The organism is Nitrosomonas sp. Is35 (assembly GCF_033063295.1).
Taxonomy (GTDB): Bacteria; Pseudomonadota; Gammaproteobacteria; order Burkholderiales; family Nitrosomonadaceae; genus Nitrosomonas.
This window is the reverse complement of the sequence record NZ_JAWJZH010000001.1, coordinates 1,018,871-1,043,154: the sequence shown is the minus strand read 5'-3', so window position 1 is coordinate 1,043,154 and position 24,284 is coordinate 1,018,871. Positions and strand designations below refer to the sequence as shown.

At 49.6% G+C, this 24,284-nt stretch carries 26 protein-coding genes; 13 read left to right on the top strand and 13 right to left on the bottom strand.

Annotation, left to right across the window (positions count from 1 at the left end; all coding sequences use genetic code 11):
• Positions 1 to 716 precede the first annotated feature (716 nt).
• On the top strand, positions 717 to 2,240 hold the full coding sequence (locus tag R2083_RS04705; RefSeq protein ID WP_317537704.1) for a peptide MFS transporter: 1,524 nt from the start codon (positions 717 to 719) through the stop codon (positions 2,238 to 2,240).
• A 75-nt stretch (positions 2,241 to 2,315) separates the two neighbouring features.
• Here R2083_RS04705 and R2083_RS04700 read toward each other — a convergent pair whose 3' ends face one another.
• Positions 2,316 to 2,648 (bottom strand): hypothetical protein, encoded by a 333-nt coding sequence (locus R2083_RS04700; RefSeq protein WP_317537703.1) that lies wholly within the window; start codon positions 2,646 to 2,648, stop codon positions 2,316 to 2,318.
• Positions 2,649 to 2,934: 286 nt separating this feature from the next.
• On the opposite strand from R2083_RS04700, the gene R2083_RS04695 reads away from it, so the two are divergent.
• The 4 genes from R2083_RS04695 (at position 2,935) to R2083_RS04680 (ending at position 6,738) form a co-directional block, all read left to right on the top strand.
• A complete protein-coding gene (locus R2083_RS04695; protein WP_317537702.1) occupies positions 2,935 to 4,215 on the top strand; it encodes a flavin-containing monooxygenase in 1,281 nt (426 codons plus the stop codon).
• A 130-nt stretch (positions 4,216 to 4,345) separates the two neighbouring features.
• Positions 4,346 to 5,827: a protein adenylyltransferase SelO gene (locus tag R2083_RS04690; RefSeq protein ID WP_317537701.1), complete on the top strand. Its 1,482-nt coding sequence runs from the start codon at positions 4,346 to 4,348 to the stop codon at positions 5,825 to 5,827.
• 35 nt (positions 5,828 to 5,862) lie between these two features.
• Positions 5,863 to 6,246, top strand: a complete 384-nt coding sequence (locus R2083_RS04685; RefSeq protein ID WP_317537700.1) for a VOC family protein — start codon at positions 5,863 to 5,865, stop codon at positions 6,244 to 6,246.
• Between the two features lie 159 nt (positions 6,247 to 6,405).
• Positions 6,406 to 6,738 (top strand): DOPA 4,5-dioxygenase family protein, encoded by a 333-nt coding sequence (locus R2083_RS04680; protein WP_317537699.1) that lies wholly within the window; start codon positions 6,406 to 6,408, stop codon positions 6,736 to 6,738.
• Positions 6,739 to 6,754: 16 nt separating this feature from the next.
• On the opposite strand, the gene R2083_RS04675 is transcribed toward R2083_RS04680, so the two are convergent.
• The 4 genes from R2083_RS04675 to R2083_RS04660 all read right to left on the bottom strand — a co-directional run bounded on the left by R2083_RS04675 (position 6,755) and on the right by R2083_RS04660 (position 9,784).
• Positions 6,755 to 6,940, bottom strand: coding sequence for a DUF3330 domain-containing protein (locus R2083_RS04675; RefSeq protein WP_317530302.1), 186 nt, complete (start codon positions 6,938 to 6,940; stop codon positions 6,755 to 6,757).
• Positions 6,941 to 7,011: 71 nt separating this feature from the next.
• Positions 7,012 to 7,557 (bottom strand): YMGG-like glycine zipper-containing protein, encoded by a 546-nt coding sequence (locus R2083_RS04670; protein ID WP_317537698.1) that lies wholly within the window; start codon positions 7,555 to 7,557, stop codon positions 7,012 to 7,014.
• A 16-nt stretch (positions 7,558 to 7,573) separates the two neighbouring features.
• On the bottom strand, positions 7,574 to 7,990 hold the full coding sequence (locus tag R2083_RS04665; RefSeq protein WP_317537697.1) for a hypothetical protein: 417 nt from the start codon (positions 7,988 to 7,990) through the stop codon (positions 7,574 to 7,576).
• Between the two features lie 153 nt (positions 7,991 to 8,143).
• Positions 8,144 to 9,784 (bottom strand): fatty acid--CoA ligase, encoded by a 1,641-nt coding sequence (locus R2083_RS04660; RefSeq protein ID WP_317537696.1) that lies wholly within the window; start codon positions 9,782 to 9,784, stop codon positions 8,144 to 8,146.
• Between the two features lie 198 nt (positions 9,785 to 9,982).
• Here R2083_RS04660 and R2083_RS04655 point away from each other — a divergent pair, with 198 nt between their 5' ends.
• The 3 genes from R2083_RS04655 to R2083_RS04645 all read left to right on the top strand — a co-directional run bounded on the left by R2083_RS04655 (position 9,983) and on the right by R2083_RS04645 (position 12,875).
• Positions 9,983 to 11,251 carry a folate/biopterin family MFS transporter gene (locus R2083_RS04655; RefSeq protein WP_317537695.1) on the top strand — a complete coding sequence of 423 codons (1,269 nt, stop codon included), beginning with the start codon at positions 9,983 to 9,985 and terminating at the stop codon, positions 11,249 to 11,251.
• A 137-nt stretch (positions 11,252 to 11,388) separates the two neighbouring features.
• Positions 11,389 to 11,694: an antibiotic biosynthesis monooxygenase gene (locus R2083_RS04650; RefSeq protein ID WP_317537694.1), complete on the top strand. Its 306-nt coding sequence runs from the start codon at positions 11,389 to 11,391 to the stop codon at positions 11,692 to 11,694.
• Positions 11,691 to 12,875, top strand: coding sequence for an iron-containing alcohol dehydrogenase (locus R2083_RS04645; protein ID WP_317537693.1), 1,185 nt, complete (start codon positions 11,691 to 11,693; stop codon positions 12,873 to 12,875). The genes R2083_RS04650 and R2083_RS04645 overlap by 4 nt, the downstream gene beginning before the upstream one ends.
• 10 nt (positions 12,876 to 12,885) lie before the next feature.
• Here R2083_RS04645 and R2083_RS04640 read toward each other — a convergent pair whose 3' ends face one another.
• The 4 genes from R2083_RS04640 to R2083_RS04625 all read right to left on the bottom strand — a co-directional run bounded on the left by R2083_RS04640 (position 12,886) and on the right by R2083_RS04625 (position 16,923).
• Positions 12,886 to 13,839 carry a hypothetical protein gene (locus R2083_RS04640; protein WP_317537692.1) on the bottom strand — a complete coding sequence of 318 codons (954 nt, stop codon included), beginning with the start codon at positions 13,837 to 13,839 and terminating at the stop codon, positions 12,886 to 12,888.
• Positions 13,836 to 14,966, bottom strand: a complete 1,131-nt coding sequence (locus tag R2083_RS04635) for an AAA family ATPase (RefSeq protein ID WP_317537691.1) — start codon at positions 14,964 to 14,966, stop codon at positions 13,836 to 13,838. Before R2083_RS04635 ends, R2083_RS04640 begins: the two co-directional genes overlap by 4 nt.
• The gene (locus R2083_RS04630) at positions 14,950 to 16,053 is read right to left on the bottom strand and encodes a DUF262 domain-containing protein (protein ID WP_317537690.1); all 1,104 of its coding nucleotides are present in this window, start codon (positions 16,051 to 16,053) and stop codon (positions 14,950 to 14,952) included. Before R2083_RS04630 ends, R2083_RS04635 begins: the two co-directional genes overlap by 17 nt.
• Positions 16,054 to 16,209: 156 nt before the next feature.
• Positions 16,210 to 16,923 (bottom strand): dienelactone hydrolase family protein, encoded by a 714-nt coding sequence (locus R2083_RS04625; RefSeq protein WP_317537689.1) that lies wholly within the window; start codon positions 16,921 to 16,923, stop codon positions 16,210 to 16,212.
• An 82-nt stretch (positions 16,924 to 17,005) separates the two neighbouring features.
• Between R2083_RS04625 and R2083_RS04620 the strand changes: the two genes are divergently transcribed.
• The gene (locus R2083_RS04620) at positions 17,006 to 17,527 is read left to right on the top strand and encodes a GlcG/HbpS family heme-binding protein (RefSeq protein WP_160817069.1); all 522 of its coding nucleotides are present in this window, start codon (positions 17,006 to 17,008) and stop codon (positions 17,525 to 17,527) included.
• Between the two features lie 7 nt (positions 17,528 to 17,534).
• Here R2083_RS04620 and holB read toward each other — a convergent pair whose 3' ends face one another.
• The gene (gene holB, locus R2083_RS04615) at positions 17,535 to 18,575 is read right to left on the bottom strand and encodes a DNA polymerase III subunit delta' (RefSeq protein WP_317537688.1); all 1,041 of its coding nucleotides are present in this window, start codon (positions 18,573 to 18,575) and stop codon (positions 17,535 to 17,537) included.
• On the bottom strand, positions 18,568 to 19,194 hold the full coding sequence (gene tmk, locus R2083_RS04610; protein WP_317537687.1) for a dTMP kinase: 627 nt from the start codon (positions 19,192 to 19,194) through the stop codon (positions 18,568 to 18,570). The genes holB and tmk overlap by 8 nt, the downstream gene beginning before the upstream one ends.
• Positions 19,195 to 19,268: 74 nt before the next feature.
• On the opposite strand from tmk, the gene ampD reads away from it, so the two are divergent.
• From ampD to R2083_RS04595, 3 genes are all read left to right on the top strand, one after another.
• A complete protein-coding gene (ampD, locus tag R2083_RS04605) occupies positions 19,269 to 19,859 on the top strand; it encodes a 1,6-anhydro-N-acetylmuramyl-L-alanine amidase AmpD (RefSeq protein WP_317537686.1) in 591 nt (196 codons plus the stop codon).
• A gap of 240 nt (positions 19,860 to 20,099) precedes the next feature.
• A complete protein-coding gene (locus R2083_RS04600; protein WP_317538974.1) occupies positions 20,100 to 20,375 on the top strand; it encodes a BrnT family toxin in 276 nt (91 codons plus the stop codon).
• 13 nt (positions 20,376 to 20,388) lie between these two features.
• Complete coding sequence (locus R2083_RS04595; protein WP_317537685.1) at positions 20,389 to 20,643, top strand: BrnA antitoxin family protein; 255 nt, start codon at positions 20,389 to 20,391, stop codon at positions 20,641 to 20,643.
• Between the two features lie 231 nt (positions 20,644 to 20,874).
• Here the strand turns inward: R2083_RS04595 and R2083_RS04590 are convergent, their stop codons facing one another.
• A complete protein-coding gene (locus R2083_RS04590; protein ID WP_317537684.1) occupies positions 20,875 to 22,245 on the bottom strand; it encodes an SLC13 family permease in 1,371 nt (456 codons plus the stop codon).
• 139 nt (positions 22,246 to 22,384) lie between these two features.
• Between R2083_RS04590 and R2083_RS04585 the strand changes: the two genes are divergently transcribed.
• Positions 22,385 to 22,528 (top strand): BrnA antitoxin family protein, encoded by a 144-nt coding sequence (locus tag R2083_RS04585; protein WP_317538973.1) that lies wholly within the window; start codon positions 22,385 to 22,387, stop codon positions 22,526 to 22,528.
• A 104-nt stretch (positions 22,529 to 22,632) separates the two neighbouring features.
• Here the strand turns inward: R2083_RS04585 and R2083_RS04580 are convergent, their stop codons facing one another.
• On the bottom strand, positions 22,633 to 24,279 hold the full coding sequence (locus R2083_RS04580) for a hypothetical protein (RefSeq protein WP_317537683.1): 1,647 nt from the start codon (positions 24,277 to 24,279) through the stop codon (positions 22,633 to 22,635).
• Positions 24,280 to 24,284 lie beyond the last annotated feature (5 nt).

The following is a 24,284-nucleotide window of genomic DNA, read 5'->3' as shown; positions in this document are numbered from 1 at the left end:
ACAATGATTGAGCTTTTGGGGTGGATCGGGTTAGTGATTTCTTTTGCATTGATGATTTACCATCAATACATGCACTCTAACTATGAAAAAACCTATGAATATATTAGTAAAAGATATGCCAGCAAGGTAGACAACATCAAGTTCCCCTCCAAGGATGATCACTTAAGGGATGCTAAGAAATTTTCATACTACACGGTATTCCTCGCCTGCATATTGATCATCATGAATTTTCTCTCTCAGCAATATGCGGCGGATTACTGACAGGCAAAGGAGCATATCTGGGCTCACGAGCGGTTAACCAGTAAGATAGGCACAACTGATGCAGAGCCGGTATCGCATCGTCTGCCCCGCACACCATCATTAGATGACTACGCAGCACCATTTTGCCGCGAAACGATGGGAGTAATATGCATTGCATGCATTTCGGCATTCGCTGCACGTTCCAGTAATTCAGCCCGGCTTAATGATCCTCCTGGACCTTGTCATCATTCAGCTATTCATCAGAAAATCTTTGCAACATCGCGATTCGATCCCCTGACAATATAACCGAAGAATTCATATTTTCATGTAAAAAACAGATATCGCTTTCTACTGAGACAATACTTCTACCGAAGTCAAAATGCGCACTGATTTCTTCCGCTGGTTATAATGCCCCGCCGCTCAAACTTACAATACCACCAGCAGCATCCGGACAACGTTAATCCATTGCAAAACGCATGAACTCAACAGGACATCCTAAAGGTCTATACCTTTTGTTTTTTACCGAAATGTGGGAGCGTTTCAGTTACTACGGCATGCGCGCCATCTTCACATTGTTCATGATCAAAGCCTTGCTGCTCGACAAAGCGCTGGTGTCCGAGATTTATGGCAACTACACCGGCTTGGTTTATCTGACGCCGCTCATTGGCGGTTATATGGCGGATCGTTATTGGGGCAACAGGCGAGCCATTCTTATTGGCGGCATCCTGATGGCGACCGGACATTTCTGCATGTTTTTGTCGGCAGCGAACTACAACGATATTGCTTTCGCGCAACCGATGCTCTTTCTCGGTCTGGGATTCCTCATTTTTGGCAACGGTTTTTTTAAGCCGAATATTTCCACGATGGTAGGCCAGCTTTACCCGGCAGGCGATCAACGTATCGACGCTGCATTCACTATTTTCTATATGGGCATCAACCTTGGCGCATTTCTCGCGCCGCTGGTGTGCGGCAGTTTGGGCGATACGGGGAATCCGGCGGATTTCCAATGGGGTTTTCTGGCTGCCTGCATTGGCATGATCGTCAGTATCTTCACCTTCGAGTTGCTCAAAAACAAACTCATCGTCACGCCCGAAGGCGCAGGAATCGGGCTGGTTCCGGAGAGAAAAATTCTAACGGAACATGACACCCAAACACCCGCGATGCCGCTTTCTCAAAAACTGGTTTGGACGGTTGCTGCGTTGGTTTTATTCGCTATTTTTTATTGTTTTATGGATCTGGGTCTCATCGGATCAAGCATCTTTTCCATCACGATCATCGGTCCGGCGGCGATCATTGCCGATAAAGCCCTGAGCTCAATTGAAAAAAAGCGAATAGGCGTGATTTATATTCTGGCTTTCTTCGTGATTTTCTTCTGGGCGGCATTTGAGCAAGCCGGTGCGTCGTTGACCTTCTTTGCCGAAGAACAGACCGATAGAAATTTGTTCGGAACAGAGATCCCAACGAGTTTCTTTCAATCCATCAATGCCGTGCTGATTATCATACTGGCCCCATTATTCGCAGTGATCTGGACATTCCTGGGGCGGCGCAATTGGGAGCCTTCATCACCCGCCAAGCAGGCACTAGGATTGTTATTTTTGTCGCTAGGCTACTGCGTCATCGCCTTCGGCGTCAAAGGCGTGGATCCGACCATCAAAGTCAGCATGATGTGGTTATTCAGTTTGTATTTGTTGCATACCATCGGCGAGCTGTGTTTATCGCCCATTGGGTTGGCCATGGTAGTCAAACTCGCGCCAGCGAAGTTTGCTTCGTTATTGATGGGCGTATGGTTCTCATCCATGGCGGCCGCCAGCAAATTCGCAGGAATACTGAGCGCTTTATACCCCGATCCGGCATTGCCCGCAGCACCGGTATTTGCGGGCTTTGAAATCGCAGGTTTGTTCGAGTTTTTCATGATTTTCGTGATCTTGTCCGGGATTGCGTCCCTAATTTTGTTTGCACTCACCCAAACATTGCAAAAAATGATGCACGGTGCGCCATAGCGTTTTGCGTCAATTCAATCTTTATCGGATAACGCAATCCCTGCGAATTTACGATTAAATCCATCATTATCTTTCTCATCTCCGGTGATGACCGCCCCGGTGGCCTCCACCCCAGTGCCCCCGGCCATGGTGTTGATGTCCGCCGCCGATATGCCTATGTTCTCCCGCGAAAGGACGATATCCGCCGCCTTGATGCATATGACCATGATTATGCCTATGTCCGCGATTGGAGTATCCGAACCCGCCGCCCATATAGCCTTGACCGGCATAATAGGATGGCTGATAGCTGTAACCGTATGCGGCGCCCCGGTAATAACCCGTTCCTCCGTAATACGGCGTAGCCACGCAGCCGCCCAGAAAAATAATTGCGGCGAAAGCAAGCGGAATAAGTATTCGTTGAGTGCTCATGACATTTCTCCTGAAAATTCACACAGACGGGCTATTTTTGTAACGTAATTTTTGATTTAGGCCCGTTCTCTTTTCTAAAGCCCGATACCCTAATCAATTGCGGTATCTCAGTTGTCATTGTGTGAGCATTGGGCTGAATATCAGCTGAATACAAATCGCGCTTATGTCAATACACATCTCCGCGCTTCGTTACCGGTTGGATTACAGAGCGGATAATAACGATGCAGCCATAACCTGCTATCATCAAAACAAATCAGATGAATTTACCGGAATCAACCTACACAAGATGCGCATTGCCATAATCGGCGCCGGCTGTTCCGGCCTCACCGCGATCAAGCACTTAGTGGAAGCGGGATTGCACGATATCGTGTGCTATGAAAAGAACGATCAGATCGGCGGGAACTGGGTATACAGCACCGCACCGGGGCGCAGCAGTATCAGTAAGGCGACGCACATCATTTCCAGCAAACCGATGTCGCAATTCAGTGACTTTCCGATGCCGGACGACTATCCCGATTACCCCAGCCATCAGCAGATACTTGCTTATTTCCAGGCCTACGCCCGGCATTTTCAATTGGAGCAATATATCCGCTTCAATGTTGCCGTACTGCGCGTGGAAAAAATTGCGCAAGAACGATGGCGGCTGTTGCTTAACGATGGCACGCAAGCGGAATTCGATTATCTGCTCGTCGCCAACGGGCATCACACCAAGCCGCGCCATCCCGGATGGAAAGACCGTTTTGCCGGAACGTATCTGCATGCGCACGAGTTTAAAACCAGTCAAGGATTGGAAAACAAGCGGGTACTCGTGGTCGGCGCCGGTAATTCGGGTTGCGATTGCGCGGTTGAAGCCAGCCGCGATGCCGCGCGGGTCGATATGAGCCTGCGCACACCGCAGTACATAATTCCCAAACTGGTCATGGGAAAACCGACCGATACTTTCGCGGCTTCCATTCAATGGCTACCGCAAAGCATAAAAAACCGCCTGCAAAAAATTTCCCTGCGGATCCAGATCGGGCGTTACCGCGATTATCAATTGCCCGAGCCGGATTTCGCGCCCACGCAAGCACATCCGACCATCAACTCGGTAATCTTCGATAGGATACGGCATGGCAAAATACACCCTCGCCCTGCAATCCATGATGTTGCCGACCACACGGTGCGGTTTACCGATGGCGCGTCGGCGCAGTACGATGTCATCATCGCCGCAACTGGTTATACCATCAGTTTTCCTTTCTTTGATACGGACTTCATTGACTGGGAGAACGCCAGTCATGTGCCGCTATATTTGCGCATTTTTCATCCCGGCCATCCCAGTTTGTTCTTCATCGGCTTGATACAACCGCAGGGCTGCATTTGGACTCTGGCCGAGTTGCAAGCGCGGCTGATCGGTCAGTTCCTCAGCGGCAAAATCCGGCTGCCATCCGATTGGCGTGAGCAAGCCGACGCTGAAGGCGCATTCTGGGCGCGACACTTCATTGCGCGCCCGCGGCATTCCATCGAAGTGCAGTACCATCCCTATCGCCAACAGCTCCTCCGCATGCTGCAAGGAAAATCCGTTCGATAAATTATCGTTGCTCCCGTCAGCGGATTGGTTGAATCACCACTTTGCACCAGGAACATACCAAGATAGGCGGTGTCCTTTACAATAGTGTCACTTGATAAGAATTCCAACCCAACATACGCGAAATAAACCTATGAAATTCAATGTACAACCGGCAAACGATAGCGTTGGCTGGCGCTTTGACAACAGCTATGCCCGTTTGCCCGATTATTTTTACGCACCGGTTCATCCAATGCCGGTACGCGCGCCGCGAGCGGTCCTGTTGAATCATGCTTTGGCCGAATCGCTCGGACTGAATCTGCATGCATTAACGGCAGACCAGGCGGCTTTGCTGTTTGCCGGAAATACGCTGCCGGATACGGCACAACCGGTCGCGCAAGCCTATGCCGGTCATCAGTTTGGTCATTTCACCATGCTGGGCGATGGGCGCGCAATACTGCTCGGCGAACATCTCACCCCGGCAGGCGAGCGATTCGATATCCAGCTCAAAGGCTCCGGCCAGACGCCGTTCTCACGGCGCGGCGATGGCCGTGCGGCGTTGGCGCCCATGCTGCGCGAATACATTATCAGCGAAGCAATGCATGCATTGAATATTCCTACTACGCGCAGTCTCGCCGTGGTTACCACCGGCGAACCCGTAATACGGGAATCCGTGTTACCCGGTGCAATTCTGACTCGTGTCGCATCAAGCCATATCCGCGTCGGCACATTTGAATATGCAGCGGGGCAAGGCGACGTGAAAGCCATTAAAATACTGGCTGATTACGTCATTCAACGCCATTATCGCGCTCTTGCCGATACCGGAAATCCTTATCTGGCCCTGTTGCATCAGGTCATTGAGCGCCAAGCGGCGCTGGTCGCAAAATGGTTGCTAGTAGGGTTCATTCACGGCGTGATGAACACCGATAACATGAGCATCAGCGGCGAAACGATCGATTACGGTCCTTGCGCATTCATGGACGCGTTCGATCCGCACACGGTGTTCAGTTCGATCGACCGGTCCGGCCGCTATCGTTATAGCAATCAGCCCGTGATGGCACAATGGAATCTCGCCCGCTTGGCTGAAACCCTGCTGCCGCTCATCGATCCGGTGCAGGAAAAAGCCGTGGCGCTGGCGGAAGAAGCGATTCACGCTTTTCCGCAAATATACCAAGACCAGTGGATGAGGGGGATGCGTAAAAAATTGGGATTGCTCACCGAAGAAACCGAGGATAGCGCACTGATCTCAGCTCTTTTGAGCTGGATGCACAGTAATCAAACCGATTACACCAATACATTTCGCGCGCTAGCCGCGGAATCCTTGCCCGAAGACGCGGTGTTTCATGATGCCGGATTTGTGGCATGGCACACCCGCTGGCAAGCAAGGCTCGCGCGCCAGCCCGATTCCCGGGAGATGTCGTTGCGTTTGATGCAAGCGCATAATCCGGCAGTCATACCACGTAACCACCGCGTTGAAGAAGCATTATCCGCCGCTTCGGAACACGGCGATTACACCGTGTTGCAGCAACTGCTTGCCGCACTGGCCGATCCATTCACCGATTTGCCGGAACACTATCATTACCGCACACCGCCAGCGCCGTCGGAGCGTGTCTATCAAACCTTTTGCGGAACGTAAGCGGCTCAATGCGAATGCTTTAACAGGAGAAGATAATGGCAATTACCCTGAATCACACCATCGTGCCCTGCTTCGATAAAACCGCATCGGCAAAATTTTATAGCCGGTTGTTTGGCTTTGAATATGCTGGTGTGTTCTCGCATTTCATCGTCGTGCGCGTCAATGACACGCTATGCCTGGATTTTGACAACAAAGAGAAATTTGACACCCTGCACTATGCGTTCAAAGTCTCGGAGCAGGAATTCGACGATATATTCGCCAGACTGCAAGCCGGGCATATCCCATATGGCAGCGGCCCCGGAACTGCGGATGATATGACCATCAATCACAGTTATGACGGACGGGGCGTTTACTTTCGCGATCCGAACGGGCATTTGCTGGAGATGCTGACAGCGGATTACGTCATCCCGCCGCAATGACGCATTGGCGAATAAGCTCCGCGCATAGAAGTCATACGGCAAGGCGCGGGAGGCATGGCGCGCTTGCTGAATGCCCGTTTAATATCTGTTCATACCACGACGGATTCTGTAAAAACAGGATAACTACAAGATAGACTAACGAGAAAACAAGCGGCACTCATGCAAACATTCCATGGCCATATTTATTTTCTGGAAAATGAAATCGATCGTGCTGCCATTGTCCGGGAGAACATTGCTCAAACCCTTCCGCAATTGACCTACATCGGCCGGTTGATTGCAAAGCCGATCGGCCCGCATTCCAGGCCAATGTTTGAAATCCATATTCCGGCATCCGAGATCGAAAAAATCACACCAGTCCTGGATGAAATGCGGCAAGGCCTTTCCGTGCTCATTCATCCGGTGCAGGAAAACGAGCTGGAAGCCCATACCGTGGATGCCAAATGGCTCGGAGAAGAGCTTCCGTTGGATTTGAGGGTACTGACAAAAACCTGATGGCAAGCGCGCACGTTCAATCTTTGCCTGCGGGTGCAGGCGGTTCTTTCTGTTTTCTCCATTGATCGTAGCACTCCAGTCCGCAGTAATACACGATGTAATCGGTCGCTTTCACACTGGTGGCTTCGGATAGCGGTATTTCTTTAAGGCACACTTCACAAGCTACCTTTTCCGGTTCGATTATCTTTTTCTGTTCAATCATCAGCGTCTCCCAATAATACAAACCGGTTTTGCTGCACTCCTGCCATCACTTGTTACACACATGCGATCCGGTTAGCGCGGTGGCGGTGGTGGCGGATTACCCGGTGGGGGCGGTGGCGGCGTGAAATTTGCCGGTGGCGTTGCAATTCTGGGGCTGCTGCCGGTACTCACCGGTTGATCGTTAGTGATATTTCCCGACACCGGAACACGATGACCTTTTGCATACATACACTGGATGTAGCTGATGTCATACCGGTCTTGGTTGACATACCAGGACGATGAAGCAGTCCCTGCCCCGGCCGCGCTACCGAGCAAAAGCCCCGTACCCGCTCCAATCGCAGCACCGTGTCCGCCGCCTAAAGCAGCCCCCGCAGCAGCACCGAGCCCGGTGCCTATCGCCGCGCTTTCCACACCGCTGGAACGAGCCGATTGCTGCGGTGTTGTGCCGCCGATTTGCTGGTACGCGTAAGCTCTGCATTCATAGTCATCGGCGCGGAACTGATCAAAGCTCTTGCCGGTGCCGGGTAACGTCAATACGCTCGGACCCGTCGGCATATTGGCACAGGCAGCCAGCATGCCGGTCATCAATAAAACGGATAATCTTTTCGGTGTGAACATGTTTGAACTCTCCGCGTTATTGTCCAGGCGGTTGCGGTGCTACTTGCATCCAGCCCCCCGGGCAAGTTTTGACATAAGGATAGTAACCATCGGCCTCTTGGCAATAGTACCAATAATTGGTTTGCGGTTGCGCTGGTTGAGCCTGTTGCTGCTGGACATAAACCGGCGGCGTTGTGGGCACAATCACCGTTTGCGGATAGGTGTACATCGGCGGGTAGTAATACGGATAACCAAACCCGTAGCCGCCAAAACCATATCCGCCATAGCCGTAGCCGCCATAAAACCCTGGCCCGTAATAACCCAATCCGATACTTAAATGACTGTGGCCATGACTATGACCGCCGACATGCCCGCCGCTACGCGCCCAAACGGAATTGCTTGCCAGGATTACCACAAGTGCAACGACCAGATACATCGGTTTAACAGTTCGCATAGAAGCTCCACTGATGAGTTATGCTGCAAGATGCTTTTTAGACTGATACATAAGTGCAGAATTCAATTGGTGTTGAAGATGATAAAACAAAATCAACGCTGCCGCTTCTGGTTTCAGTCCACTTCACACCGGGCTTAGCCGCCTCAATACTATTCAATCAGCAGCCAGGTACTCAGCCCGCAAAGCTTTTTTATCGATTTTGCCCACGCTGGTTTTGGCGATGGTATCGACTTGCTTGAATTTCGTCAGCAAGGCATGTTTTGAAATCAATCCGCGCTCGATGGATAGCCGCATTTGCTCATGCACGGCCGATTCACTGAAAATCGATTGATCCACGGCCAGCAATGCCAGCGGACGTTCTCCCCAGCGTTTATCCGGCACGCCGATGACGGCCACTTCTTTGACACCGGGCACCTGCGATAAGGCATTCTCGACTTCCAGCGACGACACCCATTCACCGGCCACTTTGATGATATCTTTTAAACGATCGGTAATGTGCAGATAGCCATCCGGATCGATCACGCCGATATCCTGGGTATGCAAATAACCGCCCTGCCAGAGCGCTGCACTGGCTTCCGGGTTAGCGAGATAACCGTCCGTTAACCAAGGCGCGCGCGCCACGATCTCACCGCTGCTTTGTCCGTCATGCGGTTGCAGCCGCATGGTTTCATCAACGATTTTTAGCTCTACCAGCGGTATCGCACGCCCGGCGGAGCATAACGCAGCCAGCGCATCATCCGGCGCGGAAGCTTGCAGGCTGTCGCCGGTCAGTTGGGCCAGCGTCAATATGGGCGCCGTTTCCGATAACCCATAACCGGCAAAGCAATCGACCCCCATTGCCAGCGCTTGCTTAGCCAACGCATGCGGCAACGCCGATCCGCCGATGACGACTTTCCAGCCGCGCAGATCCGTGGCGGATGCTTGTGCCGCCGAGAGTATCATTTTTAATAAAGTAGGCACGCAATGCGAACAAGTCACTTTTTCTTCACGAATCAATTTCAGTAGGAGATCGGGGGCGTAACGTCCGGGATAAACCTGTTTGATACCGAGCAGCGTGGCAATATACGGCATACCCCAGGCATGCACATGAAACATCGGTGTCAGCGGCATGTATACATCCTCGGCATGCAAGCGCTGATGGGCCGCCGGTGCCGCCAGCGCCATACCGGCAGCGAGCGTGTGCAACACCAACTGCCGGTGCGAGTAATAAACCCCTTTGGGCGCGCCAGTCGTACCAGTGGTATAGAAAACCGTCGCGCGGGTATTTTCATCGAAATCGGCAAAATCAAAAGATTCCGTTTTATCCGCCAACCAGGATTCATACTCGCCGTCAAACTGCATGTCAGTATGCGGCAGCACTGCGCCATCGGCGATAACGACAATCTTCCGTATACCGGATAATTCCGCGCGTATGGCTTCGATCACCGGGATGAAATCGGCATGCAACAATAGCAGCGCAGCGCCTGAATGATTCACGGTATACGCAATCTGCGCCGGAGTCAGCTTGGTATTGACCGTCATCAGAGTCGCACCGTACATCGGGATGGCAAAATAGCATTCCAGATAGCGGTGGCTATCGTGATCCATGACGGCGATGACATCACCTTGCTCGAAACCATCGGCTGCCAGCGCCGCCGCGAGCTGATTGATACGCGCGTACACCTGACGGTAAGTCAAGCGCAACTGATCGCGATAAACAATTTCCTGTCCGGGCGCGTTCGCCAACGGTGTATGCCAAAGCTGTTTCAGTAGAAGTGGATAGGCTGTCATTTTTTTACGAGTTGAGCGTTTCAATAATGATATCAATCAAGAATACCATCTTGCCATTCAAGATTAAGCGGTCTTTATCTGCTAAATTTCAGTTGGGGAGCCGAATAGCCAAGCTATAATGCTCAGCAAACCAATCTTTGCGTATTTTTTACCTTTTTTACGGCACACTGAGAAAGCGTGAAGCCTTTCATTCCAATACGATAAAAGCCGAACTCAGCGAACATGAATGTCTGGACAAAATACCTGCTTCTGTTCAAGACCGTCGAGGCAAGGCGTTTTGCCGCCCTGTTCGCCATCATTTACTTCGCGCAAGGCATGTCGGCATTGACCGATCAAACCATCTCGATCACCTTCAAGGATCAAGGTTTTGAAGCCGACGATGTAGCCGCTTTTTTTCTGTTGGCATCGATTCCCTGGTTCATCAAACCCCTGTACGGGTTGATCTCGGACTTTCTGCCGCTCTTCGGTCAACGGCGCAAGAGTTATATGCTGCTGACTTCATCGTTGGCGTGCGGAGCGGGTTTGGTCGCCGCATTGACCACGCAGTATAGTTATTGGGAACTCGCCATCCTTTATACGATTATGGGGTTCGGTCTGGCGTATAACGATGTACTCAGCGATGCGCTAATGGTGGAAAACGGTAAATTGCATGGACTGACTGGCGCTTTCCAGTCGGTGCAATGGATCGCGATCACCACGGCATCGATCTTTGTCGGCTTGCTTGGCGGATATTTTGCCGAACACCGTGACTTGCACACGGCGTTTGCCGTCTCAGCGATATTTCCGTTTACTGTACTGCTGATGGCAATCTTCTTCGTGCGTGAGAAAAAGTACGTGCATTCGGGACCTGAAGCGTTCCAGGAAACCTGGATTGCACTGCGGGAAGGATTTGGAGAGCGCTCGATATGGCTGGTCGCGGCCTTTATTTTTCTCTTTAATTTCAGCCCGTCATTCGGCCCGGCGTTTTTCTACTATAAAACCGATACACTGGGCTTCAGCCAGCAATACATCGGTATCCTGAGCTCCATCGACTCCACCTTCAGCATCATCGGTGCGATGATCTATGCAGCGCTGTCGCGCACGGTGCCGCTGCGGCGCATGATCAACATCGCGATCGGTCTGTCGGTAATCACCTTGCTGGCGTACCTGGCTTATCGCGGAGAAACATCCGCGTTGTTCATCCACATGATCTGGGGCGTCACCAACATGATCACCACCCTGGCGTTCCTGGATCTTGCCGCCCGGGCCTGCCCAAAACGGGCGGAAGCCACTTTTTTCGCATTGCTCATGTCGATTTTCAATTTTGGCACACTGGCTTCGCAGAATATCGGGGCGCAGTTGTACACTTCGCTCGGCGAGGGATCGTTCGCGTACACCTGGCTGGTAACCATCTCGACCTGCACGACCGCCGCCATCTGGCTGTTCGTGCCGCTGATTCACATCGAACGCATCGAAGCACGCGCCCGCGACGATCAATCAAGCCAGCGCTGAATTGCTTAAGCGCTGTTCGCATTCCATGATCGAGTGCAGCAGCTATCGAGTTTGGTAGTAAAATACCCGCCGTCTTATGCCTCGATCAATCATCGAGCTATTGATACACAACCCATCCAACACTGAGGACTCAGATCATGTATGTCACCATTGTCTATGTTTCAGTCAAACCGGAAAAAATCGATGCATTCAAGGCTGCTTGCCGGTTAAATCACGAAAACTCCATTCGCGAACCGGGCAACGTGCGCTTTGACATTCTGCAATCCACGGACGATCCGGCAAAATTTGTATTTTACGAAGCCTACAAAACCCAGCGGGACGCGGCTGCGCATAAAGAAACCGCGCATTATCTGGCCTGGCGCGATACCGTGGCGGATTGGATGGCCGAGCCGCGCAAGGGCATCGTTTATGACGGTTTGTATCCGATCGTGAGCGGCCAATGACACCATTCTCCATCGCCCGATTGCCGCGCATCGAATTTGGCGCAGGCGCCTTACAGAAACTACCGGATATTATCGCGAGTTATGGCGCGCGCGTCCTGCTGATTACCGGCGCGCGTTCCTTTACCGATACTGGACATTGGTCCTATTTGATTGATCAGCTTGCGCAACGCGCAATCGGCTGGCAGCACTGCACAGTAGCGGAAGAGCCCTCTCCTGCTTTGATCGATGATCTCGTCAGAACTTATGCCAATGATCGTTTTGCGGCCGTGGTTGGCATCGGTGGCGGCAGCGCATTGGATGCCGCCAAAGCCGTAGCCGGACTATTACCAGTACAACGCTCGGTAATGGATTACCTGGAAGGCGTCGGCCCGGAATTACCCTACCAAGGTCCTGCCATCCCGTTCATCGCCGTACCGACGACTGCCGGTACCGGTAGCGAAGCGACCAAAAATGCCGTACTCAGCGTGCAAGGCGAAAACGGTTTCAAGAAATCTTTCCGCCACGACAAATTGGTCGCCGAATACGCCATCGTCGACCCGGACTTACTGGCCAGTTGCCCGGCCAGTGTGATCGCCGCCAACGGCATGGACGCGCTGACGCAATTGCTGGAATCGTACGTATCGACAAAATCCAATGCATTCACCGACGCGCTGGCCATCAGCGGCCTGCAAGCCGCCCGCGATGCGCTGATTCCGCTTTACCGTCAACACGGCGACCTGGCGCGCCATCGCGAAAAAATGGCGTACGCCGCCCTGCTCTCCGGCATCACACTAGCACAAGTGGGCTTGGGCTCGGTGCACGGCCTGGCTTCGCCGCTCGGCGCTTTCTACCCGATCCCGCACGGCGCCGTCTGCGGCACCCTGGTCGCAGCCGCCACCCGCGTCAATATACACAGCTTATTAGCGCGAGAACCCAACAACCAAGCACTGGCGAAATATTTACACGTTGCGGAAATTCTCTGTGAAAAACGCTTTATCGACCCGGAAACGGCTTTTAATGCCCTAATCGATTTGTTGACACAATGGACCGACGAACTCGCCCTGCCACGCCTCTCGCATTACGGCTTGCAGGAAGCCGGACTCGACAAAGTCATCGCCAATTGCCGCGGCAACAGCATGAAAACTAATCCGATTGTGTTGAGTGATGAGGGAATCAGGCAGATTTTGTTGGAGCGGTTGTAGGAAATAACGATTATCGCTTAGTAAGTTTCGGGCCGACGTAAACTACATACAAAGGTTCATTTCCACTTATAGGAAAAGAAAAATGAATACGGAACTGAGGAGTTTTTATTTTTCCATGCCAAGTACAGAATAAGGTTTCACTTTCATTCTCTGGGTGACTGAAAGTAAGCTCTGCTTTAAATTCAGTTTTTTCACTATCTGAGGAGTCAGTAAACCAAGCCTTGTTACCTGTAAAATGATTCTGATAAATCTCATGTCCTTCAGCCGTCCTCTGTCCTTGGGTATCAAAACAACTTTTCAACTTATCCAAAATTTGCAAAAGCTCAACAATGCGTTGAGCTGCACTACTAACAAAGGGATGCCCGCGCAATGGTTTAAAGCTATCAGCAGCAAAAATTAAGTTGGCACAACGACCTCGCATAGTTGAAGCCAGTTGTTCCCAAGATTGTATTAATGGCGAAGATACTTGTAGAGCAGTTTCAAGTGTGTTGGTTTTCCAATGATTAAAAACATCGATATCTGTTATTTGGTCATCGCGATACCAAACAACACGTATCGGCGTAAACAACCAATCTGAAGTTGCTAAGCTAATTAATTGATATTCACTTCCACTAAAACAACGATACGCAGCTTCTCCTAAGGCCGTATCGGTCACTATCTGTTTTTGGGATTCAAAATAATCATCTGGCCCATGATTGCGACTATCTTCCCAGAATGGCCCATATTGTGTTAGCCATCCCATTATTGCTCTGCGCTCATTTTGGTCAAAATACATGACAGCCTGCTGCATTGTCATTTCGTAAGTAACCTTAGCCAATACTAAATTTCGATGGCAATACAACTCACGCCCAAACTGCTGCACCTTATTTCGCATGCGCATAATAGAACGGATGGCATTTTGAAAGTCATGGATACTTGCAAATTGCCCATGAAGAGACAAATCATTTAGCAGAACTTCCATCATTCCCATCCAGCAAAGTAATTCATGTCTTTATCAAATTGATCAAAGAATCCATCTGGCCATGAATTAATATTCCCTCTCTCATCTATTTGTGGACTAACTACTTGTGCTATATCAATAGAAGAGCTTGATCTAAAAAAATGCAGTGCAATCTTTTCTGGTTGAATCCGGCCCGATTTAACGAATCGACGAATACCATTAAGTACATGATCACTATGCGTTTCCACGATAACCTGTATCCCAGCATTAGCAATTTCTGCTAAAAATTGCCCCATAAACATCTGCCCTGCAGGATGCAGATGTACCTCTGGGTTTTCAATCAACAGGATGTCCTCTTCAGCAGCAGAGAGCGCGGCGATCACGATAGGTAATACTTGCGTAAGGCCAAAGCCTACGTGGATTGGACGGTGAAAATCTGTCGCATCGGAAGTACGTAATCCTAGTGTGACAGCATTCACTCTCGGAACCTGCTGCACCTCTAACCCGCACCCTGGAAAAAACATCTGCATACGCGCTTCAAGTTGATGCAAACGTTTATTTATTACATCTTGAATAACCAATCCATCCAAAACGGGTTCGTCTCGCCCCCAATGCAGCACACTCACTGCATGTTCACCTGCGGGTCCAACAACAGAAGCAATTTGACGATCTTCAAGCGCATAAACTTCACGCGGACCGATACGCTCGGCAGTAATGTAGGTAAGGTTTTTTAGACGATTAGCCAATGATGTAGTGAGTTCAGGCGAAAGCAAATGACGTAAACGTTCTGGTTGATTAATGCAATCCTGATCTACCATTACATGATCAACCGACATAGACAGTTCAGATCGCTCTCCACTAAAACTCCACGAATACGTTTTGTGATGGTCTATTACACCAATACTAAGGCTTTTTCTGCCATGAAGTTTATCAACAACATCTGAAACCGTGCCTAATTTTATAGCTTCCCCGTTTAACATCAATCGTGTAGACCACTCGTGTTCACGCATTGTCTGATGAAGTAAGACTAAAGCTTGTAATACTGATGATTTGCCCGATGCGTTAGTTCCTGATAAAAGTGTTAGATGTCCGAGAGGTAATCGAAGTAACTCAAAACATTTGAAGTAACGAAGATCAAGACGCGTTAGCACCAAACACCTCCTTAAACATTTTTTGAGTTGCTTCAAAACGAAACTTCACATTACTAGTGCTGTTTGGGCCATAAGTAATGGAAGAAACAAAAGCATCATCCTCAAGTAAGATATAAAAATAGGATTTAAGATCATCCGCATATCGCCTTACTTGATCATTGGTATATTGAGCCAATCCTGTGATCATAACATCCCAAAGTGAAGCATTTAGGATCCCCCGTTTGACTTGTCCAGGTATATGCTTGCGGAAAGCATGCTCATTAAAAAGCATAAAATTGTTTTGTAGAGAATTTTGAAATTCATTGGAGAGCTTGAATAACGATGCCTCATCAAATTTATTCATTTCTTTTAATGCCATAGCGAGCCATTCGTCCATATCACCCTTATATGCATTAAGTGGCAATATTCGGAATGCACAAAAGCGATTAACAAATTCTTTATCTCGCATAGTTTTGGCTGAAAGACTGTCTCCTGTTGCTTTTATGAAAAGATCTTTTTTAGCTTCTTCTTTCAGAAATTTAGTGGCTTTCCCGTCATACAAACAGTTACGCATTTGTTGTCTGGTCAATGGCACACCACTATTTACGCGTTCAAAGATATCTAACCTTGCTCGATCAGGCACCTTGGCATCAATAATGTAAAGAATTAAATTACAATCTTCGACTCGGTTCTGAAGCTTAGGAGAAAGATTTTTAAAGAACTTATTATCTAATTCAGTTTGTTGTGGAAGCTTTAATCGAAGTTCGTTATTTACAAAACGATCAAAAGTTGAAAGCCTTTGCAAACCATCAACAACAATCATTCTGCCGTGATCGTCCTCGCCTAAATAGAATACAGGTAACGGTATTCTCATCAACACAGATTCGATCAGCTTACTTTGTTTATCTTCCGACCAGATAAAATCACGTTGAAAGTCTGGGTCCATAACATAACCACCCGATTTAATTCGACGTAATACATCATGAACTGTTCGTGGTTCATTTCGAATTAGTAGTGTGTCGATTGGGTAATCACCCAAAGAGGCATCTTCATCATTACCAAGACCTTCGATTTCTTCTTTATCAGAATTCATATTTTCAGTAATCACTTTACTACCGTTTATTAAATTGTCTATTCAAAGTAGACACCTCTGCTAAATCCTATCGCTTATATCATAAAGAATCATCTGCTATAAATTTATCTAGTAGACGATATTTTTCCCACAATTAATGCCAATAGTATCAATAAACCAAGAAAAAATTATCTATACCAAGACCTCGACTAAAAAATCCGCAATCGATCGATAAGCCCGACTCGCCGCCACTTCCTTGTACACCGTGCCAAAGCCAGGATTATTAGCTTTCGGGTTGGTGAAGGCGTGCATCGTTCCGCCGTAGACGTGCACTTGCCAATCGGCGTTGGCGCGGGTCATTTCGGTCTCAAACGCTAGCACTTGTTCGGGCGGCACCATCGGGTCGTCGTGGCCGTGCAGGCAGAGTATTTTGGCGATGATGGTTTCGTTGGGAACATTGCCCGGCGCGAAGATACCGTGGATGCTGATCACGCCTTTGACATCCGCGCCGGAGCGTGCCAGTTCCAGCACGCATAGACCGCCGAAGCAGTAACCCATTGCCGCAACTCTTGATGCGTCCACTTGGGGCAGTTGCCGCACGGCGTGCAGCGCGGCGTTGATTCTGCGGCGCAGCAATGCCCGGTCTTGCGCAAACGGCGCCATCAACGCGCCGTTTCTGTCCGCGTCGCCATCCGCACCGAAGATGCCTTTGCCGTACATATCCAGCGCAAAACCGGCGTAACCCATATCGGCGATTCTTTCAGCGCCCTTACACGCCAGCTCGCGCCGCCCGCTCCAGTCGTGCGCCACCAGTACAGCAGGTTTCGGCGCGCCGGTTTCGTGATACGCCAGATAGCCTTCGAGTGGTGTGCTGCCATCCTGATAATCGATCGTTTTTGTAATCATGTTGCCTCCTTTACTTGAAAGCAGTGATAATCTCACTGCGTGCCTCAATACATCCCTAATAATTGACCCAAAGGACTTGATCATGACCAACACACTTAAACAAGTTGCAGTCAGTGTTTCAGCGCTATCGCTGTGCTTATTATCCACCTTGTCTTTCGCGCAGGATTTCCCCACACAAAAGGTTTTACCGCTGGAATTATCAACCCAGGCGGCGATGGCGGCAATCAAAAAATGTCACGACGATGGCTTCAAAGTCAGCGTGGCGATTGTCGATCAATCCGGCTTGCTCAAGGTGCAATTGAAAGCCGACGGCGCCGGGCCGCACACGTTGGATAGCAGCCGCCGCAAGGCCTACACCGCCAACAGCTTGCGCGATTCGACGCACAAATACGCCGTGCTGGTCGCGCAAAAGCCGGAGTTGCAAAGTTTGACGCGCTTGAACGAGAATATTTTGTTATTGGGCGGCGGCTTCCCGATCAAGATTGGCGGTGAAGTGGTCGGTGGCATCGGTGTCGGCGGCGCGCCGGGCATTGAGTTCGATGAAGTCTGTGCAAGTGCGGCGCTGAAAGTGCTGAAAGCCGATGAAACGTATGAAAAGAAATAAGCTGTGATTATTTCCGCGTCATCATGGCGGCATACGCGATGAACATCTCTTCCAGAAACAAGCGCGGATTCAGCGGATGATGCGATAACTGCTGCTTGGCGTTAAGCCCCCGGGTGAAGGCCACACACCCGGGCAAATCCATGTGCTGGCTGAGCGCCTGGATGGCCGGTAACTGTTTCACGTAGTAGCGGATTTTTCCGCTGGTGCGATAGCTGACCAGGTCGTAACACCATTTTTGCAGCCAATTGACGACGATGGATAGATTGGTTTGTTGCAAAGCTTCCGCCAGGGACAGCGGATCCAACCGGCTGGGATGGCCGATTTGCTCGATGAATTGCCCGTATTGCGCTGCATTTTCTCCTTTAGCCAGCAGCAGCGCGGTTAACGGAGAAAAACCGGCGGCCGCCAGACTGGCTTCAGGGTCGCTGACTTCCTGCTGTTTTAACCAAGCTAGCGCTGCCGCCGCATCCGGTAGCGGCATCGCGATTTGCTGGCAGCGGCTGCGGATGGTCGGCAACAAACGCTGCGCTTGATGCGTCACCAGCAGAAACAATACCTGCTCCGGTGGCTCCTCGAGTTTTTTCAACAGTGCATTGGCTGCCGCGCTGTTCATGGTTTCCGCCGGATAAATCAGGATGATTTTGAGACCGTTCTGATGCCCGCTCATGTAGACAAAGTCGGTCAGTTTGCGGATTTGCTCAACGCCAATTTGCTGGCTGGCGCTTTTTTTCGGTGCGGCGCCGCCGGATTTTTCTTCACTGTCTTCTTTTTCAGCACTACTATCTGAATTGGCGAGCAACGCTTCCGGCATGACCTGATAAAAATTGGGATGGCTAGCTTGCTCAAACCAGCCGCAACTCAAGCACGCTCCACACGCTTTTTGTCCGGTTGCTGGTGCTGTACACAGTAATGACTTCGCTAATTGACGGGCAAATTCGTATTTACCGGTGCCCTTTTTGCCTTTGAGCAGCAGCGCGTGCCCCTGGAATTGACGGCTGTGCGTCAATTTCTGCCAGATATCGTGTTGCCAGCTATAAATATCAGACATTGTTCAACAAAGGCCGCAATGTCTGTTCAACTGCCGCTTTGACTTCCGCTAAGGATTGGCTGCTGTCGATGATTTTAATGCGGCCGGGAAACTGCCGGGCCCGGTCCAGATACGCTGCGCGCACACGCTGGAAAAACTCCGCTTTTTCTTGCTCGAATCGATCTATGCTTCCCCCTTGACTGACACGTTGCTGCCCCACTTCCACCGGCACATCGAAATACAGCGTCAAATCCGGCTGCAAAGCGCCCTGCACCCAGTGTTCGAGAATTTCCAGTTTAGCGGTATCCAGTCCCCGTCCGCCGCCTTGATACGCAAAGCTGGCATCGGTAAAGCGGTCCGATATGACCCATTGACCTTTCGTTAACGCGGGCAAGATCACTCTTCCAAGATGCTCACGGCGAGCAGCGAACATCAACAGCGCTTCCGTTTCAGGGTAAATCATGAACGATCCATCAAGCAATATATCGCGCAGCTTTTCCCCCAAAGCGGTTCCACCCGGTTCGCGGGTAACCACAGAGGGGATTCCCACACGCTGCAATAGCTCGACAATCCAGGCCAGCTGCGTCGATTTGCCCGCGCCGTCGATGCCTTCCAGCGTAATGAATTTACCTTGCTTCATGCGATTCCGGTTTTCAAGTTTTATGAAGGTACGCTACCATGCGCGATCAGTTAATTATCGGCTTATTTTAACGCATGCCAATCGATGCCGCAGGTCTTCTGGATTCCGCTCAATTTATCGCTTCGCCCAATTGCGATGAACGCCCGGCGGGCACGGAAATCAGCTTACTGGTGATCCACAATATCAGTCTCCCGCCAGACGAATTCGGCGGCGACGGCGTAATCGAATTGTTCACCAATCAAATCGACCCGCAGGCACATCCTTATTATCAAACGTTACAGGGATTGAAAGTCTCAGCGCATTTCTTTATCCGCCGCGATGGCACGATCATTCAGTTTGTGCCTTGTATGCAACGCGCTTGGCATGCCGGTGTTTCGCAATGGCAAGGCCGGGAACGTTGCAACGATTTCTCCATCGGTATCGAGCTGGAAGGCAGCGACACCACACCGTTTACCGATGCGCAATATACCGCTTTGGCTGCTCTGACACAGTGCTTGTGCGATCACTACCCGGTCAAGGATATCGCCGGACACTCCGACATCGCCCCCGGCCGCAAAACCGATCCGGGGCCTTGTTTCGATTGGCGGCGCTACACCGCCGATGTAAATCGCGGCGATTTATTCCTTGCGGCCAGGCATATCTCAATCGGCCATGAAAAACTGTAGCACTGCTTTGCTTGGATCAACAGCTTTATGGTTCGCCAAACAGAAGAAATTTTAAGACAGAATCTAATCTCAGTTTGATGTTTCATTCATTGCATGGTCGTCATGTCAAAACGGACTCCTAGCGCTGTTATGCTGGAATTCCTGTTATTACTCCACCTCCATGAATAAGTGATATTAGAACGCAGTCCCTTGCCATGCATACAAAAATAACTTGATCAAGATTATTTCTGTATGCACAATATGTGCGTGAAAATCACATTCGATCCCGCCAAAGATGCTGTCAATATCACCAAACATGGCGTATCAATGGCGCTGGCTTCTGAACTTGATTGGGAATCCGCTCAATTGTGGCAGGATACGCGCATGGAATACGGTGAAGTACGCATCATCGCCCTCGCGCTCATCGAAACACGCTTATTTTATGTGGTATTTACCGACCGCGGCGACTATCGCCGCATTATTAGCCTGCGCAAGGCAAATGCTAGAGAGATTAAACGCTATGTATCTCAAGACTAAATCAGGCAAAAGAGTGTATCTACCGACCCCGGAAGAAGATGCTGCCATCAACGCAGCCGCGATGTCCGATCCGGATGCTTTACCGCTAACCGATGCCGAGTTTGCGAAATTGAAACGAGTAGGCCGGCCGCGCGCGGCTGTAACCAAAGAACGAATCACCATCCGCTTATCGCGCGAAGTGGTTGAATCGTTCCGCGCTACCGGCAGCGGCTGGCAAACACGCATGGATGAAGCGCTCCTGGAGTGGATACGAGAGCACCGTCCATGATTTGCAGGTGAAACGAAAAACCGTTCACCTTCATGAATATGTGGTAGCTATCACATTCCAGTCGCAGTTGCGCACAAAACCGCTTTAACTCCTTTGACACAGTGCTTATGCGATCGCTACCTGATCAAGGATCGCCGGATACTCTGACATCCCCTCCCGGCGCAAAACCGATCCGGGGCGTTGTTTCGATTGGGGAAGATACGGCAACGATCTGCATCGAGACTTGATTAATCAACCGACCAGCCAATAACACACCACCGTAATCACCGCAGCCCCAATAAAGTTAAGTACCAGGCCTTCCCGCGCCATGCTGGTCATCGGCACCAGACCGGTGCCGAACACGATAGCATTCGGCGGCGTGCCGACCGGCATCATGAAACCATAGCTGGCGGCCATCGCGGCTGGCAGCATCAGCAGCGCGGGATCGACATTGGCGGCTAGCGCAGCCGGACCGAGAATGGGCATCAACAGAACGGTGATGGCCGTATTACTCGTTATTTCAGTCAGAAAAGTAACCGATAGTGCAACGAATACAATGATGATCAACGGATGCAGACCGGACAAAACGGACAACTGCTCGCCCACCGCTTGCGACAATCCGGTTTCCATGAATGCCTGCGCAATCGCAATCCCTCCGGCAAACAAAATCAAAATACCCCACGGCACCTTGACCGCGGTATCCCAATCCAGCAACTTACCGCCACGGCCGTTCGGAATCAAAAACATCACCACCACGGCGAGCAATGCCACCGTCGCATCGGTCGCGCCTTTCAAACCCAGCCAGACGCTCCAGCCGCCGAACGGCTCATTGCGCGTAACCCACGCCAGCACGGTCAAACCGAAAATCAGCAGCATGCGCCATTCTTCCGCACGCCAAGGTCCAGCGGGCGGCATCGTCAATTCACCTGTATGCCGTAACTGCCGGGTCAGCCACAATCCGGCCAGCGGCACCATCAACACCACCACCGGCACGCCCCAGCTCATCCACTGCGTAAAACTCACCGTAATCCCGGTAAAACTCTCGTACTCGCGCATGAACACCAGATTCGGCGGCGTACCGATCGGCGCCCCCAATCCGCCGATACTGCTGCCGTAAGCAACCGACAACAACAACGGAATAGCCAGTTTTTTGTCGCCACTCTGCGCAATCACAGCCAGTGCCAGCGGCAACATCATCAACGTGGTGGCGGTATTGGAAATCCACATGCTGATGAATGCGCAGGCGCACAAAAACCCGAACACGATACGCCGGCTACTGTGCCCGCCGACTATCTTGATCAACCCAAGCGCCAGCCGGTGATGCGCGCCGGAATGCGCCAGCGCCGCCGAGATCATGAAACCACCGAGCATCAGCAACACCATATCGTCACCGTATGCTCGCGCAATGTCCCCCTTAGTCAGCACCCCCGTCAGCGGAAACACCGCCAACGGAATGATCGACGTCACCGGAATCGGAATCGGCTCAAAAATCCACCAGACGACACACAGTGTTACGATGGCGCCAGCCCAGCAGGCTTTGGCGTCCCAGCCGGAGGCGTTCATGCTGATGGCCAGAGCTATGGCGAAGCAGGGACCGAGAATAAGCGACCAATACCGGATCATAGTTTTTTGGTAATTCTTTATATTTCCACTTGTGCAGTTAAATTACTTCCGGCGAAGCTGAGAGCTTATCCCACTGAATTATTCATGAATACCCCCTGAGTGACAGGACCAATGCCTAGAATCCTCCCAACATTAAAGAATTACAGTAGAGTTTTCTATCAAAGAACGAATCACCATCCGCTTATCGCGCGAAGTGGTCGATACGTTCCGCGCTACCGGCAGCGGCTGGCAAACACGCATGGATGAAGCGCTCATGGAATGGATACGTGAGCATCGCCCGTGACTGGCAAGTGAAACGACAAGCTATTCATTATCATGAGTTCACGATGTCAAGACATGCCTCCCTGCTTACTGCTTGGTCTAGCAGTTCCAAGATGAGGTTCTCATTCATTCGATTGGGTGGCATTGCGAAGCTACAACTTCTTGTCCTCGCACAGCATGCACCTTTTGAGTTGATTCACAATTCTTTGTTGGTTCATTTTTTTGCGTCATTGCGTAATAAGTAGTAGCGATACTAATGAAAATACTGGCTATACCCACAATTAAAAGCCTTTTATTTATGCGAAATTGTTTAGTTTTCCAAATTTCATCAATACTCGTAAAAAAGGAATTGTAATTTTCAACTAAATTGTTTGCTGCCAGAACAAGATCATCATGTTTAGTTAAGTATTTTAATCTACGAATGGCTGCTATACCCGTATGGGTAGAGATATGTGAACTTAGTAAAATTCCCAAATTAAGATGAGGCAAGCCAAGTTTTATTCTTGAAACAAAATTTGCAAAATTAACTATTGAGTTAACATCAATCTTAACTTTATTTTTTTCATTCTGAAATTCATACAAAAATTTCTTTCCTTTTTCATCGCCCTCTTCTGTAACTCTCTTAATAAAATCCCTCGTATATTTAGTAGATGCAAGGATTGAAGTGATCACCAATAGAACGATTTCTATCACATGAAGTTGAAAAGATTTGGAATCACGATCTTCTCTCACAATACATGCCCACCCTCTACGCCCCACAAATACAATACTCGGGCCAGGATGATATAAGTTTCGTCTAGGTAGCTCACGCTCGAGATATAACTCAGGGTCATTAAAATTATCTAAAAACTCCTTAGTTATTCTGGCGCATGCAAGTGCAAGCTGCATCTCTCTTTCTCTATGGATTCTTGCTGCTGTTTTATTTTCAGATTGCCTGCCAATATGTCGGTTCGACAAATCAATTACTGTACCAATGAATGGAGTAGTAGTTATAAGGCACGTATGAAAATTAAATCTCCCATCTTTATAGGAACGGAATGAATTTAAGGCAGCATCATTCAAATCATCAATTTTTTCCGTTTCATAAAAATTAGAGTTATGTTTAGTGCAATGAAACCTAATTTCTTCTTCTTTACCCGTAGCTAGAGATATTCCTGTCATTTGATGCTTATTTAAATAATTCACTAAATTTTGTTCAATCACATTCATGATTTTCCCAGCGAGCTTCATCATCGAGCAAGAATTATCATCGAGATTAGCCAAATCATCTTTGTTATCAATTTGCTTTGATCTGGTAATTAATTCTACATATTTAAAATCATCCAATTCCTCTTCGTTAGTTAATCTAAGAGTAACTGCTAGTATCCCATTTTTAAAAAGAGTGAATTCCAAAGGTGAAAAGCCCAAATCTTTTACTTCTTCTAATTTTTTAGCGAACTTATCAGCATCAGTATTATGAGTGGACAATTCTCGATAATAAGTACATGGAAGTCTTGAAAGTTTTATTGGTGGTTGAGAATTTCCCAATACTTTTTCATTTAAAGACACAATATAGTCATCTTTGGCATGAAAATGTACAGCGCAAATAATAGGTATTGGGTTATCAAAAAAAGCAGACTCATATAACCGAGATCCTAAAAGCTTCCTTTTTTCAAAATTCTGATCCTCTGATGGGATAGTGAATTTTTGTATTTGCGCTCCAATATTATAGAAAAATACAAATTGTGTTTCTATGCTATGCTTCGATAACTTAATAGAGGTTGTTGGTTGCATATCAA